The following is a 13,135-nucleotide window of genomic DNA, read 5'->3' as shown; positions in this document are numbered from 1 at the left end:
GCATGTCTCGCTCGCGAAGGACGCGCCCTGCACGCGCCCGATTGAGCGGTTCGGAGACGTTGTTGCGCATCCGATCCTTGGCGGGCTACATCATCGGTACGCTCGAATCTAGATTTCGGAAGCGACAGCGCCTTGTGAACCTGGCAACGCTGGATCGCCGCATCGCGTCCGAAGGTCCGCCGGATCGCCTTGGACAGTGCTTTCGAGCCGTCGATGATGAAGAGGCGCGGCGCGCTGGGATCGAGCCCACGCTCGACGAGATTGTCGATGAGCGCCTGCACGGTCGTCGCGTTTTCCGTCGCGCCCTCGACGAGGCCGAGCGGGTGTTTGTCGCCGTTCGCGTCGACGCCGATCGCCGCGACGAGAATCAGGTCCTCGTCCATGTGAATGCCGTCGATCTGGATCGCCAGCAGATCGAGTGCATCGAGCCTGCTTTCCATCCACGCCTTCATGCGCGAAGCCGACAGCGCGACGAAACGGCGGGACGTCGCCGACTTCGACAGCCCGGCCCCCTCGGGTGACGGAACGTCTCCCTCGGGCAGGCGAACCGAACGTTTGAACCGGCGCGTCGAGAGGCTTTGTCACGTTGTCGAACGAAAGACGCGAATGATCTCGTTGACGATCGTGTTTATGCTGCAGCAGTGGCCGAACGCCATGTGTCCATGGCCGAGGCTCGAAAAGCTCGGTGCGTCCTTGCTGAAATGAGATGGCGTTGAACGTTGAACGTGTTGTGGGCTGCTGCGTGAAAGGAGAGAAATCTTTGTGCTGAACCAAAGCTCTTGAAACCTTGCATCTTGCGCTCTCGTCGTCGGGTTGGTTGGTGAGAATTCTCCGCCCTGTTGTTTCGCCATCGGCCGGTGCGATGCCGATGTTCGATTGTCCCTGCTCAAAAACCTATCCTGTCTGGGGATCGGTTTGCCGATGAAGATCGCGACTGATGCTTTTTTGATGAGTCGAATATGACATTGGTGGAAGTTGCGATCTGGGCTCCACGCGTGGGTTCTCGGCGCCGTTGCATCCGAGCGATACAGTAGAAAACCGAACGGCCACGCAACGCCGAAACAGGTCGGCCTGTTCGGTCGCCGCAAAAGCTCACGCGGCGCGACGTTCATAGCGATGATGCAGACCGCCGACCTCCGGGAACGCAATAATCTTGCCTGCAGAGGGAGGTTGGACGTCGCGAGGTTGCAGACAATCCTTGTTTAGCGAGAGATGTGTTCTGGCCTTGTGATGGTATTCGAAATATTTCGACAGGACGTCGCGCAAGTGATGCTCGTTAAAGATGACGATGTGATCCAAACATTCGCGGCGGATCGAGCCAATGAGGCGCTCGACATATGGGTTCTGCCAAGGCGACCGCGGCGCGGTGACAACCTCTTTCACGCCCATCGCCCGAATTCGATCGCGAAAGACCGAACCATATGACGCGTCGCGGTCCCGCAGCAGATAGCGGGGCGCGGTGTCCCAGGGAAAGGCCTCGGTCATTTGGCACGCCAGCCAGCCTTGTGTCGGATTTTGGGTGACCGCGAAATGGATGATTCTCCTTCGGTCGTGTCCGAGGACAATCAGGGCATAGAGCAGACGAAACGTCGCGGTTGCAACAACGAACATGTCGATCGCCGCAATGTCGGTCAAATGATTGTGCAGAAAGCTACGCCAGGTCGGGGAGGGGGCTTTGGGCCGCCACGGCAGATATCTCCCGACCGTGGCCTGGCTGATCTCGATGCCGAGCTTGAGCAGTTCGCCATGGATGCGCGGGACGCCCCAAAGCGGGTTGGCCAGGCTCATCCGGCGGACCAGATCGCGGATCTCGGTGCTCGCCCGGGGCCGTCCGAGGCGGCGTGATCGCCACCGCCAGTAGAGTCGAAAGCCTTTACGATGCCACTGGACCACGGTTGCGGGTTTGACCAGCACCATGGCGTCGAGGACCTGCGGCCAAACTCGGTAGAGCCAAACCCAAAGGAGCCGGTCGGCGGAGAAGAGCCGAAGCTGACCAGGGCGTTGCCGGTGCAGGACGGTCACCTGATGTCGCAGGGCGACGAGCTCAAGCTCCAATGAGGCGCGGCTGCGAACACGGAACGAGAGCAGAGAAACGAGGGCGGAAAGAATTGTAATCATGCCACGACGCTATGGCCGTCGCGCGTAAATCTCCAGGATTTCCTGACCTTTCGGAGTTTTGAGCAAGCACAGGCAAACCGACACTGCTCGGAATCAGCAAGCGGGGCAATAAATACATCCGCCGATTGCTGATCCACGGGGCGAGGTCCATACTTCGATTCATCGCCGAGCGAGACACAGCTTTGGGCCTGTGGGTCAAAGAACTCCTTCTCCGTGTGCATCACAACGTCGCCGTTGTGGCATTAGCCAACAAGTTGGCCAGAATTGCTTGGGCGGTCTTGCGACGCGGCGATAGGTATACCGCTCGGGGAACGCCTGTGTCGGCATAGAATTGGTCAGCAGGCGCATGTTGCGCTGACTGATCGACGACGTTTGCGGGTGGCGCTCAGAGAGATGGCCTAACAGTCAAACGGCGTTCCACGAACCCGATGCTGAAAATGGCGCTCGACGCCGGCAGGTTTATAGGGACCGGGACGCGCGTATCTCCATCTCGGCAGGGAGCAAGGCTCCGAGGCCGGATACGTTGTAGCAGACTGATTTAGGGGTCTCGAAAAGTCACTTGCAAACGGGGCGGGTCATACGTTTCAGCACACACAGCCTAACGGCATGGATGGCTCTCAGGTCGAGCAATACGTCAACGACGGTCGCATCGAAGAGGTCTCGGCCCATTGCGAGGCCGACGTGGTCAATGCCTACCGCATGTTGCTGATCTACGAACTGTGTTGAACCGACGCTCTTAAAGCCTTGCATCTTGCGCTCTCGTCGTCGGGTCGGTCGATGCGAATTCTCAGCGCGATTGTTTCGCCATCGGCCGCGCTCATGCCGGAACGCGATCCCAAGATCACGAGCTGCAGCCTCATAAGACCGCAGGTCATCTGTGACGAGTTTGTCGGGAATGAAACCATATTTCTTCAGGAGCTTGCGCATTAATTTCAGCGCCGCGGCCTTGTTCCGTTTAGTCTGAACTAAGACATCCAGAACCTCGCCTTCGCAATCGACGGCGCGCCACAGATAAACCAAACTTCCATCGATCTTCAAATAGACTTCGTCCAGATGCCAAGGCGTAGCAGGCTTGGGTCGGCGCTTGCGCAGGTCCGCGGCGATCATCGGGCAAGCGCCGAAAGTGACAATGCCCAACTGCGTCTTACTTCGGCCATGAGCCGTTGATTCATTACGGCGTTGAGGTGAGGGGCGCTGCAATACGTCAGAGGGTCAGAACAATGACGCAATGCAACACGCTCAATACTGTCCCGAGCGGCGCCAAGTGGTTGGCGAGGGTGACCTACAGATCGGCTAACGGCCGATATGGCGTCAGCTATCCTTTCAGCTGCCCCGATGAATTGAGTGATCTCATCGAGGCCGCGCAGGAGCCATATAAGATCGTCGAAATCGAAATCCTATTGAGCGAGAACGCATCGTAGCGCGATTGCGTCTGGCCTATCTCGAGACTGGCTTGATTGGCTCAAGACGGCGTCATGCGCCTTGGCGGCCGTTTTCGCATATAGATATTGGCGCCAGTCATCTTCGCGCGCCGCATCTCTCTGTCGCGTCAGTCGCCCAACATGCGGCGGCCCACAACACCTTCAACGTCCAACGCCATCTCATTTCAGCAAGGACACACCGAACGTTTCGAGCCTCGGCCATGGACATGTCGCTTGCGGCCACCGCTGCAGCATGAGCATGATCGATCGTCAAAGACGATCATTCGCGTCTGTCATTCGAAAACGTGACAATGCCATTGTAAACGGCGGCGTGGAACGAAACACAGCAATCCGCAATCGCATGAAGTCGACAAATATCCTCGACGCGCGTTTCGTTTGTCCGGTTGGAAAGCTGTCCTCATTGGGCAAGCTGCGAACAAGTCGAGCGCGTTGATGTAGCCTTGAATTCCTCCTCATGGGGTCCCATCAGCAACAATAGAGGCGGTCCATGCGGATCCTAATTTTTCACGGATATCTGCTGCGCGGCACCGGCAGCAATATCTACAACGCTAATCTGGCGCGAGCTCTGGCCGGATTGGGCCATGAGGTGCACCTGTTCTGCCAAGACCGGACGGCACAGGAATGGGAGGGCGTGACAATCCATGTGCCCGACATCGGGCGGGTGCTTCCTGTGTACGTGGCGGATCGCTATGAGGGTTTCGATGCGTTGCCCTTCCCGGAACTGGACGAGGCGGCGCTCGGCCACTATCTCGATGTCAACGTCGCCGCTGTCCGTTCCGTGCCATCCCCGGACATTGCCCTGGCCAACCATCTGGTGATGGGTCCTGTCATTCTGTCCCGCGGTCTGGAAGGCCGAGCGCCTTATGCCGTCAAGATCCATGGAAGCGCACTGGAATACACCGTTCGGCCGCACAGAGAGCGCTTTCTGCCTTATGCGCTTGAGGGGATTCGAGGCGCGTCGGGTGTGCTGGTGGGCTCGCGCCACACGGCCGAAAGTCTATGGGAGGTGCTCTCCGATGAGCCCTCGCTGCCGGAACGGACGCGACTTGGTCCGCCGGGAGTGGACGCGCACTCTTTCCGCCCTCGTCCACGCACGGAAGCCGCCATCGGCTTGACCCGACTTGCCGACAAGCTTGGGTCCGGTGAGACAGCCGGCTGGGGAGGTGAGGCTGGGGCAGCGGAGGCGCTCCGAAAGCTGGATTTGAGCCGTGACCGTATCGTGAGCTACGTTGGGAAGCTGATCGTCTCGAAGGGCGTCGACCTGCTCCTCGCCGCTTGGCCACTCGTAGTAGCGCGCGTGGCGGAGGCGCGGCTGGTTGTCGTCGGGTTCGGGACGTATCGAGAGGCGCTGGGCCGGTTCGTGGACGCGCTTGGCCGCAGGGACCTGGAGACGCTGCGCGAGATCGCAGCTCGGGGACGCGAGTTCGAGGGGGGCCCTCCGGGCGAACTGAAATATCTGCGCGCCTTCCTTGAAAGCGCGGGACAAGGGTGGCTGAGCGCGGCGCCCGCGGCGGCAGCGCGCATTCACTTCACAGGACGGATTGAGCACGACGACCTGCCGGAACTGCTGCCGGTCTGCGAGGCGCAGGTTATGCCGAGCACCTTCCCCGAATCGTTCGGCATGGTAGCTGTCGAAGGCGCTGCCTGCGGCGCGCTGCCGCTGTCCGCGCGGCACTCGGGAATGGCGGAGGTCACCGCCATGCTAGCGCCCGCGCTGCCCGAGCAGTTACGGCCGCTGCTCTCGTTCGAAATCGGGCCCGGAGCCGTGGAGGAGATCGCCGCTAAGCTGGTGGCGTGGCTCGCCGTCGATGACGCCGAGCGTAACCGCGCTCGGTTGGCGCTGGCGAAGGAGGCGGCGCGCCACTATAGCTGGGAAAACGTGGCAAAAGGAGTGATCGCGGCCGCTCAGGGAAGACTCGATGCGCTACCGACGCCGCCAACGAATATCTCTCGTGCCTCGTGAGGCGGCGGATTTTCCCTGTAAGGGCTCAAACTGGCCCGAATTTTTCCCTGTTCGGGGAAAAAATTCCCTGTTTTGCGAGTTAGGGAATTTTCGCCACAACCTATTGAATTTGCTTGCGTCACAAAGGCTCAAAACACTGCATTCAGGCCCGTTTTTGCAAAATTCCCTGTTCTTTTCCCTGTTAGCAGGGAATTTGACGTGGGAGACGCGTTCGCCATGGACTGCGTGCACAGCCAGCTAATTGAACTATTTCACAATATCTTATTATTTTCCACGCGCGGCGGAATTCCTCGGACATATCCGCCGCTTGCTGAGCCGGCGTCGCAGCGGCCGGTCTCCAGAGACGAAAATCCAAGCCCTGCGGCGCGCCAACGGGGCAAGTGTCTCTGTGGCCCGTTTTCGACCCGTCAGATGTCGAGCGTGATGGTTGAGCTGTGGCCGCGCCTTCAGCTCGGCAGAAAGCCCAGAACCCGCCGCTGCTCCCGCCAATCGTGCGGCAGGTTTCTGGACAGCGCGACGAGCCGCGTCGACGTCAGCTCGACGGGGTGTTGGCCTGTCCCTGTCGCAAATTAAATCCGAGCATATTGACGATGCAATCCGCCGAGAATTGGCGTTGAGCGAATGGCTCCAATTGATTGCACGGCGCGTGATATCGGCGTGTCCTTGCGCAACGCGAGGTGTGTTCGAGCGCCATTATAGTAGTCGTGGTAAGAAAGCAGAATGTAGCGCAGATGGCGCTCGCCAAAGACCACAACGTGATCAAGGCATTCGCGTCGGATCGAGCCGATCAATCGTTCGCAATGTCCATTTTGCCAAGGCGAGCGCGGAGCCGTAGGCTTGTCGCGAATGCCCATGGCGCGGAGACGTCGTTGGAAGACGTCGCCATAGGCGCCGTCACGGTCGCGAATAAGATATGTCGGCGGCTGTTCCCAGCCGCAGGCTTCGGTGAGCTGGCGGGCGATCCATTCCGCAGTGGGATGCGCGGTCACGCCTAACCACAGCATTCGCCGTCGGTCATGCCGCATAATCAACAAGCCGTAGAGCAAGCGAAAAGTCAGAGTCGGAACGACGAACAGATCCATTGCCGCGACGCCATCGGCATGGTTGCGCAGAAATGTTCTCCACCCTTGCGAAGGCGGCTTTCTGCGTTTCGCCATATATTTGGCCACCGAGGTTTGTCCGACGTCGATCCCGAGCTTGAGCAATTCGCCGTGCATGCGCGGCGCGCCCCAAAGCGGATTGGCCAGGCTCATCTCCCGGATCAATTGGCGAATTTCCAAAGAGACCTGCGGCCGACCACGCCGACAACGCGATTTCCATCGCCAGAACAGCCGGAAGCCAGAGCGATGCCAGCGGATGACGGTCTCTGGCTCGACGATCTTCAGAACGTTCGTAATCCCAGGAGCAATGCGGAAGAGAATAACGAAGATCAGTCGATCGAGGGCGCTGAATGTCGGCCGTTTCAGCGACTTTCTTTGCAGAACGTTGAGCTGATGGCGCAGGACGGCGATCTCGGCTTCCCGTGAGACGCGCGACTTAAAGAATCCCGTAAACGCCGACCAGATGAGTTGGAGCAACTCCGTCATGCGGGACAACATCAACCGATTCGTTGCCCCGCGCCACCCCGATCGAATTTACGGTAGGGACAGGTCAAAAAACGCGGGAGAAGTTATCTGCGCATCTTACGGATCTATGGCGCGCGTGTACTGCGGCACGGTTTTGAGACAACCGGCTGCGCTTATTCAGGCGGCCAAGGGTACCCAAGGACTCGCAGCTCAACTGCTGTCATTGGTTGCAGGAAGGCCGAGGCTATCCAGCGTGGCGCGAAGGCGCGGCGCGGCGAAGTCGATGAAAGCTCTCAGTTTGGAGGAGACCAGGCGGCTCCGAGGATAGACAAGGTGAACTGGGACGGGCGGCGGCGTGAAATTGTCGAGAAGAGGCGCGAGTCGGCCGTCGCGAATCTGGTCGGCGACCATGTACGACAGCGCCACCGTGATCCCATCTCCCATTTCCGCCGCGGCGATGGATGCAGCCGCGTCATTGATCTCGAGTCGCGGGACAAAGGAAACGCTGTTGCCTTTTTTGCCGTCGAGAAAGCGCCACTCCCTGTTCGGCATAAGGCCAGTGAACGCAATCATCGAGTGGAGACGTAGATCGGCTGGAGTCTGCGGCACGCCGCGCCGCGCGAGATAGTCCGGGCTCGCAACCAATATCCTTCGAACGGTTCCGATCTTCTTCGCGACCAAATTTGAATCCGGCAACGGACCGATGCGGACCGCAAGATCGATCCCTTCCTCCACGAGGTTGGCGATGCGATCGAGCAGCAGCACCGACATGGTTACGCGCGGGTGCTGGCTAAGAAACGCGCACACCACGGGCGTGAGCGCCGACCGACCAAATGTCACTGAAGCCGTCAGAGTGAGATGGCCATGCGGAACCGCCGTTTCGCCAACGGCTTCGTGTTCGGCGAAATCGAGATCGCTCAGGATACGCCGTGCGCTTTCCAGGAAGCGCTGACCGACATCCGTGATGGTTAGGCTGCGGGTCGTGCGGTTGAAGACGCGGGCGCCGAGGCGGTCTTCGAGCGCGGAGATCGCCCGGGTCACCGCAGGGGGAGACAGGCGCAAGCGCATTCCCGCTTTCGCGAAGCTGCCGGCGTCGGCGACGGCGACAAACACCTCGAGTTCGTGAAGACGATCCATTTTATTCCTCTAATCGGAATAATGAATTCCATACGTCAGATATTCTTACAAGAAAAATAAGCAGCCATTGTCTGGAGGAGCGGCGCCGAGGCGCGCCGCGCCGTCAACGAAACAAGGATTGACCTATGGCTCGAATTGCCGTCATCGACCCCAAATCCGCCACTGGCGAAGCCAAGAAATTGCTGGACGCCGTCCAGGCCAGCCTTGGCGCGGTCCCAAACTTCATCCGCGTGCTGGCCAATTCCCCGGCGGCGCTGAACGCGTTCCTCGGCATCCACGGGATCGCCGGCGCGGGTTTTCTCGACCCGAAAACGCGTGAGCGCATCGCGCTGGCCGTCGCCGAACAGAACGCCTGCCAGTACTGCGTCTCGGCGCACACGGCCATCGGCCGCAAGGCCGGCCTCGACAGTCAGGAGATGCTGGCGAACCGCAAGGGCCGTTCGTCGGACGCCAAGGCGGAAGCCGCGCTCGCCTTCGCCCACGCGCTCGTCGAGCATGCCGGACAGGTGAGCAAGGCCGAATTCGACGCCGTGCGCGCGGCCGGCCATTCGGATGGCGAGATCATCGAGATCATCACGCATGTCGCAATGAACATCTTCACCAATCTGCTGGGCAAGGCGACTCAGATCGAGATCGACTTCCCCGAGATCGAGCTGAACAAGGCCGCCTGACTTACTCGGGACCGGCGCGACGAAGTCTGCGCCGGCTCCTGACCGCGAGAGGAGCTTTCAATGACCGAGTCTACCCAACTTGCCGGCGCTCGTCCGCCGCTGCCGCCGTTCACACGCGAAACCGCCATACAGAAAGTCCGTATGGCCGAAGACGCCTGGAACACGCGCGACCCAGAGCGCGTGTCGCTTGCCTATACGGAGGACAGCCGCTGGCGCAATCGCGCGGAGTTCCCGGTCGGCCGCGCCAATATCGTCGCGTTCCTGAAATGCAAATGGGCGCGTGAGATCGAATATCGTCTGATCAAGGAACTCTGGGCATTTGCCGAGAACCGCATCGCGGTGCGCTTTGTCTACGAGTGGCGCGATGACGCTGGCAACTGGTTCCGCAGCCATGGCAATGAGAATTGGGAGTTCGACGAGCGCGGTCTGATGCGACTGCGCTTCGCGAGCATCAACGATCAACCGATCCGCGAAAGCGAACGGAAATTCCGTTGGCCGCAAGGCCCGCGGCCTTCAGATCATCCGGGTCTGTCCGATCTCGGCCTTTAAGGCGCGGGCGCGGGCCCGCAGGAGGACGCTATGCCGCAACGCTACGCTGAAATCGCCTTCACCCCGACGGTGAAGAAGGCGCAGGAGCAATTTGGCAGCCGCAACGCTTATGCGCGTATGGAGGGAGCGCCGGAGACCAGGAACCATCGCCTGAGCGCGGCGGAGGCTCAATTCATCGCGGCTCGAAATTCGTTCTACATGGCGACGGTCAGCGAAACCGGCTGGCCTTACATCCAGCATCGCGGCGGGCCGATCGGATTCGTGAGCGTGCTGGACGACGCCACGATCGGCTTCGCGGATTTTCGCGGCAACCGGCAATATATCAGCCTCGGCAATCTCGCGAACGACGATCGCGTGTCGCTGTTCTTCATGGACTATCCCAACAAGACGCGGCTGAAGCTCTTTGGGCGCGCGAAGATCGTCGGTCTCGACGACGAGGCGACCTTGTCTCGACTCGAAACCTCGGATTACCGCGCCCGCGTCGAACGCGGCTTTCTGATCAGGGTCGAAGGGTTCGACTGGAACTGCCCGCAGCACATCGTCGAGCGCTACACGCTCGACGAGATGCGCGCGATGACGGCGCCGCTCACGTCGCGGATCGCCGAACTCGAAGCTGAACTCGCCCAGGCGGCCGGCGCTCCAAGCTCAATCTAGGTTCGCCTCGAAAATTGAAGATGCGGCGCCGGTTCAGGCCGCTCCAGCCCATAAACGCCGCCGAGCACCGCCCCGAAGATTATGTGAAGCACGAAAGTCATAAAGGGGGCCATGGCGCCAAAGTTGATCCCAAAGAAACCTGCGCCGGCCATTGGCATCAGCAAGACCATCATCAGGATCCACGCGCCAATCCCAAAAAAGATTCCTTTAAGCCAGTGGCTGTTTCCAGGAAGGTGGGGATCGAGCCATGCAAACAGACCTCCCCACAAGATCGCGCCAATCGCAAAGTGAACGAGCCACCCCGCGATCGGCGATGGCGCGGCCATCATTCCCGTTAGCATCGCCACGATGTCGAACTCAGGCATGAGGCCCATCATCGATTTCATGACCATCAAGATCGATAGAACTACGGTCGCCACAAACCCAGTGACCATTCCTTTTGTGATGTTTCTGCGGCTTTGACACGTTAAGCTGTTTTACTTGTCAAGCGCCTTAATCGGCCACCATGCGTCACAGGGAAATCAACGGCTTGCGCGAGCACCATTACGCCAAAATGCCCTCAAATCCGCCATTACTGACCTAACGTGTCAATGCCCCTGCTTGCCTTACGCGAGATGCGGCGCGTCCTTAAATCAGATGGTCGCCTCCTTTTATCGAACACGGGCTCTGCCCCGAAAAGAGCGTCGAACGCTGGCAGCATCGCCTGAGCTCTACATGGCGTCATTTTTCCGGCGGTTGCCACCTCGATCGAAAAATGGACGACCTCATCCGCGCAGCCGGCTTCGAGCTGGCAGAGCTTAGACACGAGTATGCGGAAGGCCCCCGCGTTCTCACATACATGTATGAAGGATGCGCGCGGCCCAGTACGTGAGGCTTCGCATGATCTTCCATTATGGAACGTCATTGCAACACAGCACGGCAGTTGTAGGCTGGTCGCTAAGGCCCGCTATTGGCGCAAACTCAAAGCCCGGGAATGCGAAAATTGACCCGCGGTGGGCATTAAACTTTCGTAATAACGACAAAGTCACAGACTCGCTGAACTGAATTGTGAGAATTGGAGATCAAGCCGGATCACGCTATTCCGGAAATAGGAAAATCGGTCCCATGCAACAACGCCGTTTGACCGCCGATCGTCATTGATTTGACTTCGGCGAAACGAGAGCGTCTGGAGAAAATCATGAATATACCTGAACTTACCGTCCTAGCCATGGTCGCACTATTTGCGCTTGGTTTTGTCATGATCATCGTCGGCGGCGTCGGCTTCATGCGCAGCAATCCGACACTGATGGGTGGCCAGCATCGTCTCTCTCATGCAATCGTGTTTGCCGCCGCAGCCTTCATGTTCGTTGCGGGCATCGGCGTACATTTCACCGGTTCGAGCAATACGGCTTTCCTCAAGGGGCAGATGCAACGAGCCTCGCAATGCGAGCTCGCAAGCGAAGCGACGCATCCAGATGCTCGCGGCGGGAACAGTGGCGTGATTTCGCGCCACGTCGTCGCTTGCATGCAGACCGCTGGCTATGACTGGAACGACCGGACAGCCCGCTGCCAGGATGCGCCTGTTGCAACCAATGGCTATTGTTACGAGCCCGCAGCCTGGTTCAACCGGGTCGTGACGACCGCGCAACTCGTTTTCGATTGAAGGTTTCTCATATCCCGCTCTGTGGCGCCCCGCGGCCAATGTTGCGGGGCGCATATCGCGACCAACATTCGCGGATGATTGCTGTTCGAACCGGCGCCACATCCGTCAGGTTCTTGAGGCGTAGCCTGCCGCAGCTTCCACGGCCATCGCTTCCCGACGAGGGGAGAAAGCCGCGCGCGGGGCGTGTTCTAACGGGGCGCAGATTAAAGTATGGTCTCGTCCAAATTGCGAGGGCTCCATGATGGATGTTTTGGAGGCGATTCGGAACCGCCGCTCCACCAGAGACTTTGCGGCAGAGGTTCCATCTCGTCAGGCGATCGAGGCCTTGATCTGCCTCGCCACCGAGGCGCCAAGCGCGGCGAACAGGCAGTTCTGGTCATTTTGCGTTGTATCGGATCAAGCTCTTCTCGATCGGATATCGCAGGCCGCCAAGACCTATATGACGCGTTTTAGACCTGTGGACTTGCCGGAAAACCTCTATGAAAAGCTAGCGGACCCTGCCTTCCACATATTTTATCACGCACCCGTTCTAATCCTCATTTCGGCGAAAAAGAACGCTCCCTGGAAAGCCGAAGATTGCGCGCTCGCCGCTCAAAACCTCATGCTCGGAGCGGTGGCGTCGAATTTCGGGACTTGCTGGATCGGGCTATGTCAGCCCTTCCTCGACACGCCAGAGGGTAGAGCACTCATTGGCATAAGCGACGACGAAACGCCAATTGCGCCCATCGCCATGGGTCGCCCTGCTTCCCAAAGCGACTATGTGGTACGCAAGCAGCCGCAGATTCGCTGGATAACCTGAAGCGCCGAAACAACATCGACGCTAGCGTCTGAGGAGCCAAGGACAGGAATCGCAATTAGGGCTGTACGCGGCGGCGCAATAATCGGCCATTGAGCGACGCATATGGACGCCTCCAATAACCCTGTTTTCTGGGGTCGATAGCGCGGCATGACGCGGACAGACGTCTTCGCGCAGGGTGACATATCGCCTTGCTGCGTCCTGTGCGCTCTTGCTTGGTGAGCGGCGGCCATTCCCGGCGCTCGTATTCCTTACGCGGGTGCGCCTCGCTCGTGCAGCCAGACGAAGCGGCGCATGTTGTAGGCGAGATTGGCGAGCCCGATCATGAGCCGCGCCCGCGCCAGGCCAATGGTTCGCACGAACAGGCCCATCAGCCCCTTCTGATGCGCGAACACATGCTCGACGGCGCTGCGCACTTTCGACTTCTGCGCATTGGCGACGCGCGTGCGCTCCGGCATCGCCTTGCCCTTGGGCTTCTTGCGATGAATGCGCGAGACGAAGCCGCGCCGCGACAGCATCGCTTCATTCTTCGCCGAGCGATACGCCGTATCTGCATAGACCTCGCTCGCTGTGTTGGCGCGGTCGAGAACATCCTCGA

Annotated in this window: 13 protein-coding genes and 4 pseudogenes; 9 read left to right on the top strand and 8 right to left on the bottom strand. The window is 59.6% G+C overall.

The genetic code is table 11. The annotated features are described in order from the left end of the window. Nucleotides 1–119: 119 nt before the first annotated feature. The 3 genes and pseudogenes from QZ964_RS20905 to QZ964_RS20895 form a co-directional block, all read right to left on the bottom strand. A pseudogene (locus QZ964_RS20905) lies at nucleotides 120–575 on the bottom strand (transposase); the annotation flags it as partial. Nucleotides 576–628: 53 nt separating this feature from the next. Continuing rightward, nucleotides 629–868 (bottom strand): annotated as a pseudogene (locus QZ964_RS20900) (DDE-type integrase/transposase/recombinase); the annotation flags it as partial. A 224-nt stretch (nucleotides 869–1,092) separates the two neighbouring features. Continuing rightward, nucleotides 1,093–2,118, bottom strand: a complete 1,026-nt coding sequence (locus QZ964_RS20895; RefSeq protein ID WP_292534208.1) for an integrase core domain-containing protein — start codon at nucleotides 2,116–2,118, stop codon at nucleotides 1,093–1,095. A 71-nt stretch (nucleotides 2,119–2,189) separates the two neighbouring features. Between QZ964_RS20895 and QZ964_RS20890 the strand changes: the two are divergent. Beyond that, nucleotides 2,190–2,447, top strand: a pseudogene (locus QZ964_RS20890) (IS110 family transposase); the annotation flags it as partial. 277 nt (nucleotides 2,448–2,724) lie between these two features. Further along, nucleotides 2,725–2,844, top strand: coding sequence for a hypothetical protein (locus QZ964_RS21675; protein ID WP_367119307.1), 120 nt, complete (start codon nucleotides 2,725–2,727; stop codon nucleotides 2,842–2,844). On the opposite strand, the pseudogene QZ964_RS20885 reads toward QZ964_RS21675, so the two are convergent. After that, nucleotides 2,827–3,219: pseudogene (locus QZ964_RS20885) on the bottom strand (transposase); the annotation flags it as partial. The gene QZ964_RS21675 and the pseudogene QZ964_RS20885 sit on opposite strands and share 18 nt — an antisense overlap. 119 nt (nucleotides 3,220–3,338) lie before the next feature. Here QZ964_RS20885 and QZ964_RS20880 point away from each other — a divergent pair. Then, on the top strand, nucleotides 3,339–3,539 hold the full coding sequence (locus QZ964_RS20880; RefSeq protein ID WP_292534207.1) for a hypothetical protein: 201 nt from the start codon (nucleotides 3,339–3,341) through the stop codon (nucleotides 3,537–3,539). A gap of 508 nt (nucleotides 3,540–4,047) precedes the next feature. Continuing rightward, nucleotides 4,048–5,523 carry a glycosyltransferase family 4 protein gene (locus tag QZ964_RS20875; protein ID WP_292534205.1) on the top strand — a complete coding sequence of 492 codons (1,476 nt, stop codon included), beginning with the start codon at nucleotides 4,048–4,050 and terminating at the stop codon, nucleotides 5,521–5,523. A gap of 569 nt (nucleotides 5,524–6,092) precedes the next feature. Here QZ964_RS20875 and QZ964_RS20870 read toward each other — a convergent pair. Together QZ964_RS20870 and QZ964_RS20865 are read right to left on the bottom strand one after the other, a co-directional pair. Continuing rightward, on the bottom strand, nucleotides 6,093–7,121 hold the full coding sequence (locus QZ964_RS20870; RefSeq protein WP_292534203.1) for an integrase core domain-containing protein: 1,029 nt from the start codon (nucleotides 7,119–7,121) through the stop codon (nucleotides 6,093–6,095). A gap of 177 nt (nucleotides 7,122–7,298) precedes the next feature. Then, a complete protein-coding gene (locus QZ964_RS20865) occupies nucleotides 7,299–8,225 on the bottom strand; it encodes a LysR family transcriptional regulator (RefSeq protein ID WP_292534201.1) in 927 nt (308 codons plus the stop codon). Between the two features lie 125 nt (nucleotides 8,226–8,350). Here QZ964_RS20865 and QZ964_RS20860 point away from each other — a divergent pair, with 125 nt between their 5' ends. From QZ964_RS20860 to QZ964_RS20850, 3 genes are read left to right on the top strand one after another with little or no spacing between them, the layout of a single operon-like run. Continuing rightward, nucleotides 8,351–8,896: a carboxymuconolactone decarboxylase family protein gene (locus QZ964_RS20860; RefSeq protein WP_292534198.1), complete on the top strand. Its 546-nt coding sequence runs from the start codon at nucleotides 8,351–8,353 to the stop codon at nucleotides 8,894–8,896. A gap of 60 nt (nucleotides 8,897–8,956) precedes the next feature. After that, on the top strand, nucleotides 8,957–9,445 hold the full coding sequence (locus tag QZ964_RS20855) for a nuclear transport factor 2 family protein (RefSeq protein ID WP_292534197.1): 489 nt from the start codon (nucleotides 8,957–8,959) through the stop codon (nucleotides 9,443–9,445). A 30-nt stretch (nucleotides 9,446–9,475) separates the two neighbouring features. After that, nucleotides 9,476–10,099 carry a pyridoxamine 5'-phosphate oxidase family protein gene (locus tag QZ964_RS20850; RefSeq protein WP_292534195.1) on the top strand — a complete coding sequence of 208 codons (624 nt, stop codon included), beginning with the start codon at nucleotides 9,476–9,478 and terminating at the stop codon, nucleotides 10,097–10,099. Here the strand turns inward: QZ964_RS20850 and QZ964_RS20845 are convergent. Further along, entirely contained in the window at nucleotides 10,096–10,545 is a 450-nt protein-coding gene (locus QZ964_RS20845) for a DUF6789 family protein (RefSeq protein WP_367119306.1), read from the bottom strand. The genes QZ964_RS20850 and QZ964_RS20845 overlap by 4 nt on opposite strands. A gap of 731 nt (nucleotides 10,546–11,276) precedes the next feature. Between QZ964_RS20845 and QZ964_RS20840 the strand changes: the two genes are divergently transcribed. Both QZ964_RS20840 and QZ964_RS20835 read left to right on the top strand, forming a co-directional pair. Then, on the top strand, nucleotides 11,277–11,741 hold the full coding sequence (locus tag QZ964_RS20840; protein WP_292534192.1) for a hypothetical protein: 465 nt from the start codon (nucleotides 11,277–11,279) through the stop codon (nucleotides 11,739–11,741). A 238-nt stretch (nucleotides 11,742–11,979) separates the two neighbouring features. Further along, the gene (locus tag QZ964_RS20835; protein WP_292534190.1) at nucleotides 11,980–12,540 is read left to right on the top strand and encodes a nitroreductase family protein; all 561 of its coding nucleotides are present in this window, start codon (nucleotides 11,980–11,982) and stop codon (nucleotides 12,538–12,540) included. A 248-nt stretch (nucleotides 12,541–12,788) separates the two neighbouring features. Here the strand turns inward: QZ964_RS20835 and QZ964_RS20830 are convergent. After that, the coding region (locus QZ964_RS20830; protein WP_292534188.1) for a transposase at nucleotides 12,789–13,135 on the bottom strand (347 nt) is incomplete at its 5' end.

It is taken from the genome of Methylocystis sp. (assembly GCF_021731785.1).
Taxonomy (GTDB): domain Bacteria; phylum Pseudomonadota; class Alphaproteobacteria; order Rhizobiales; family Beijerinckiaceae; genus Methylocystis.
Note: the sequence above shows the minus strand (reverse complement) of the source record. Positions and strands in the feature narration are given on the sequence as shown.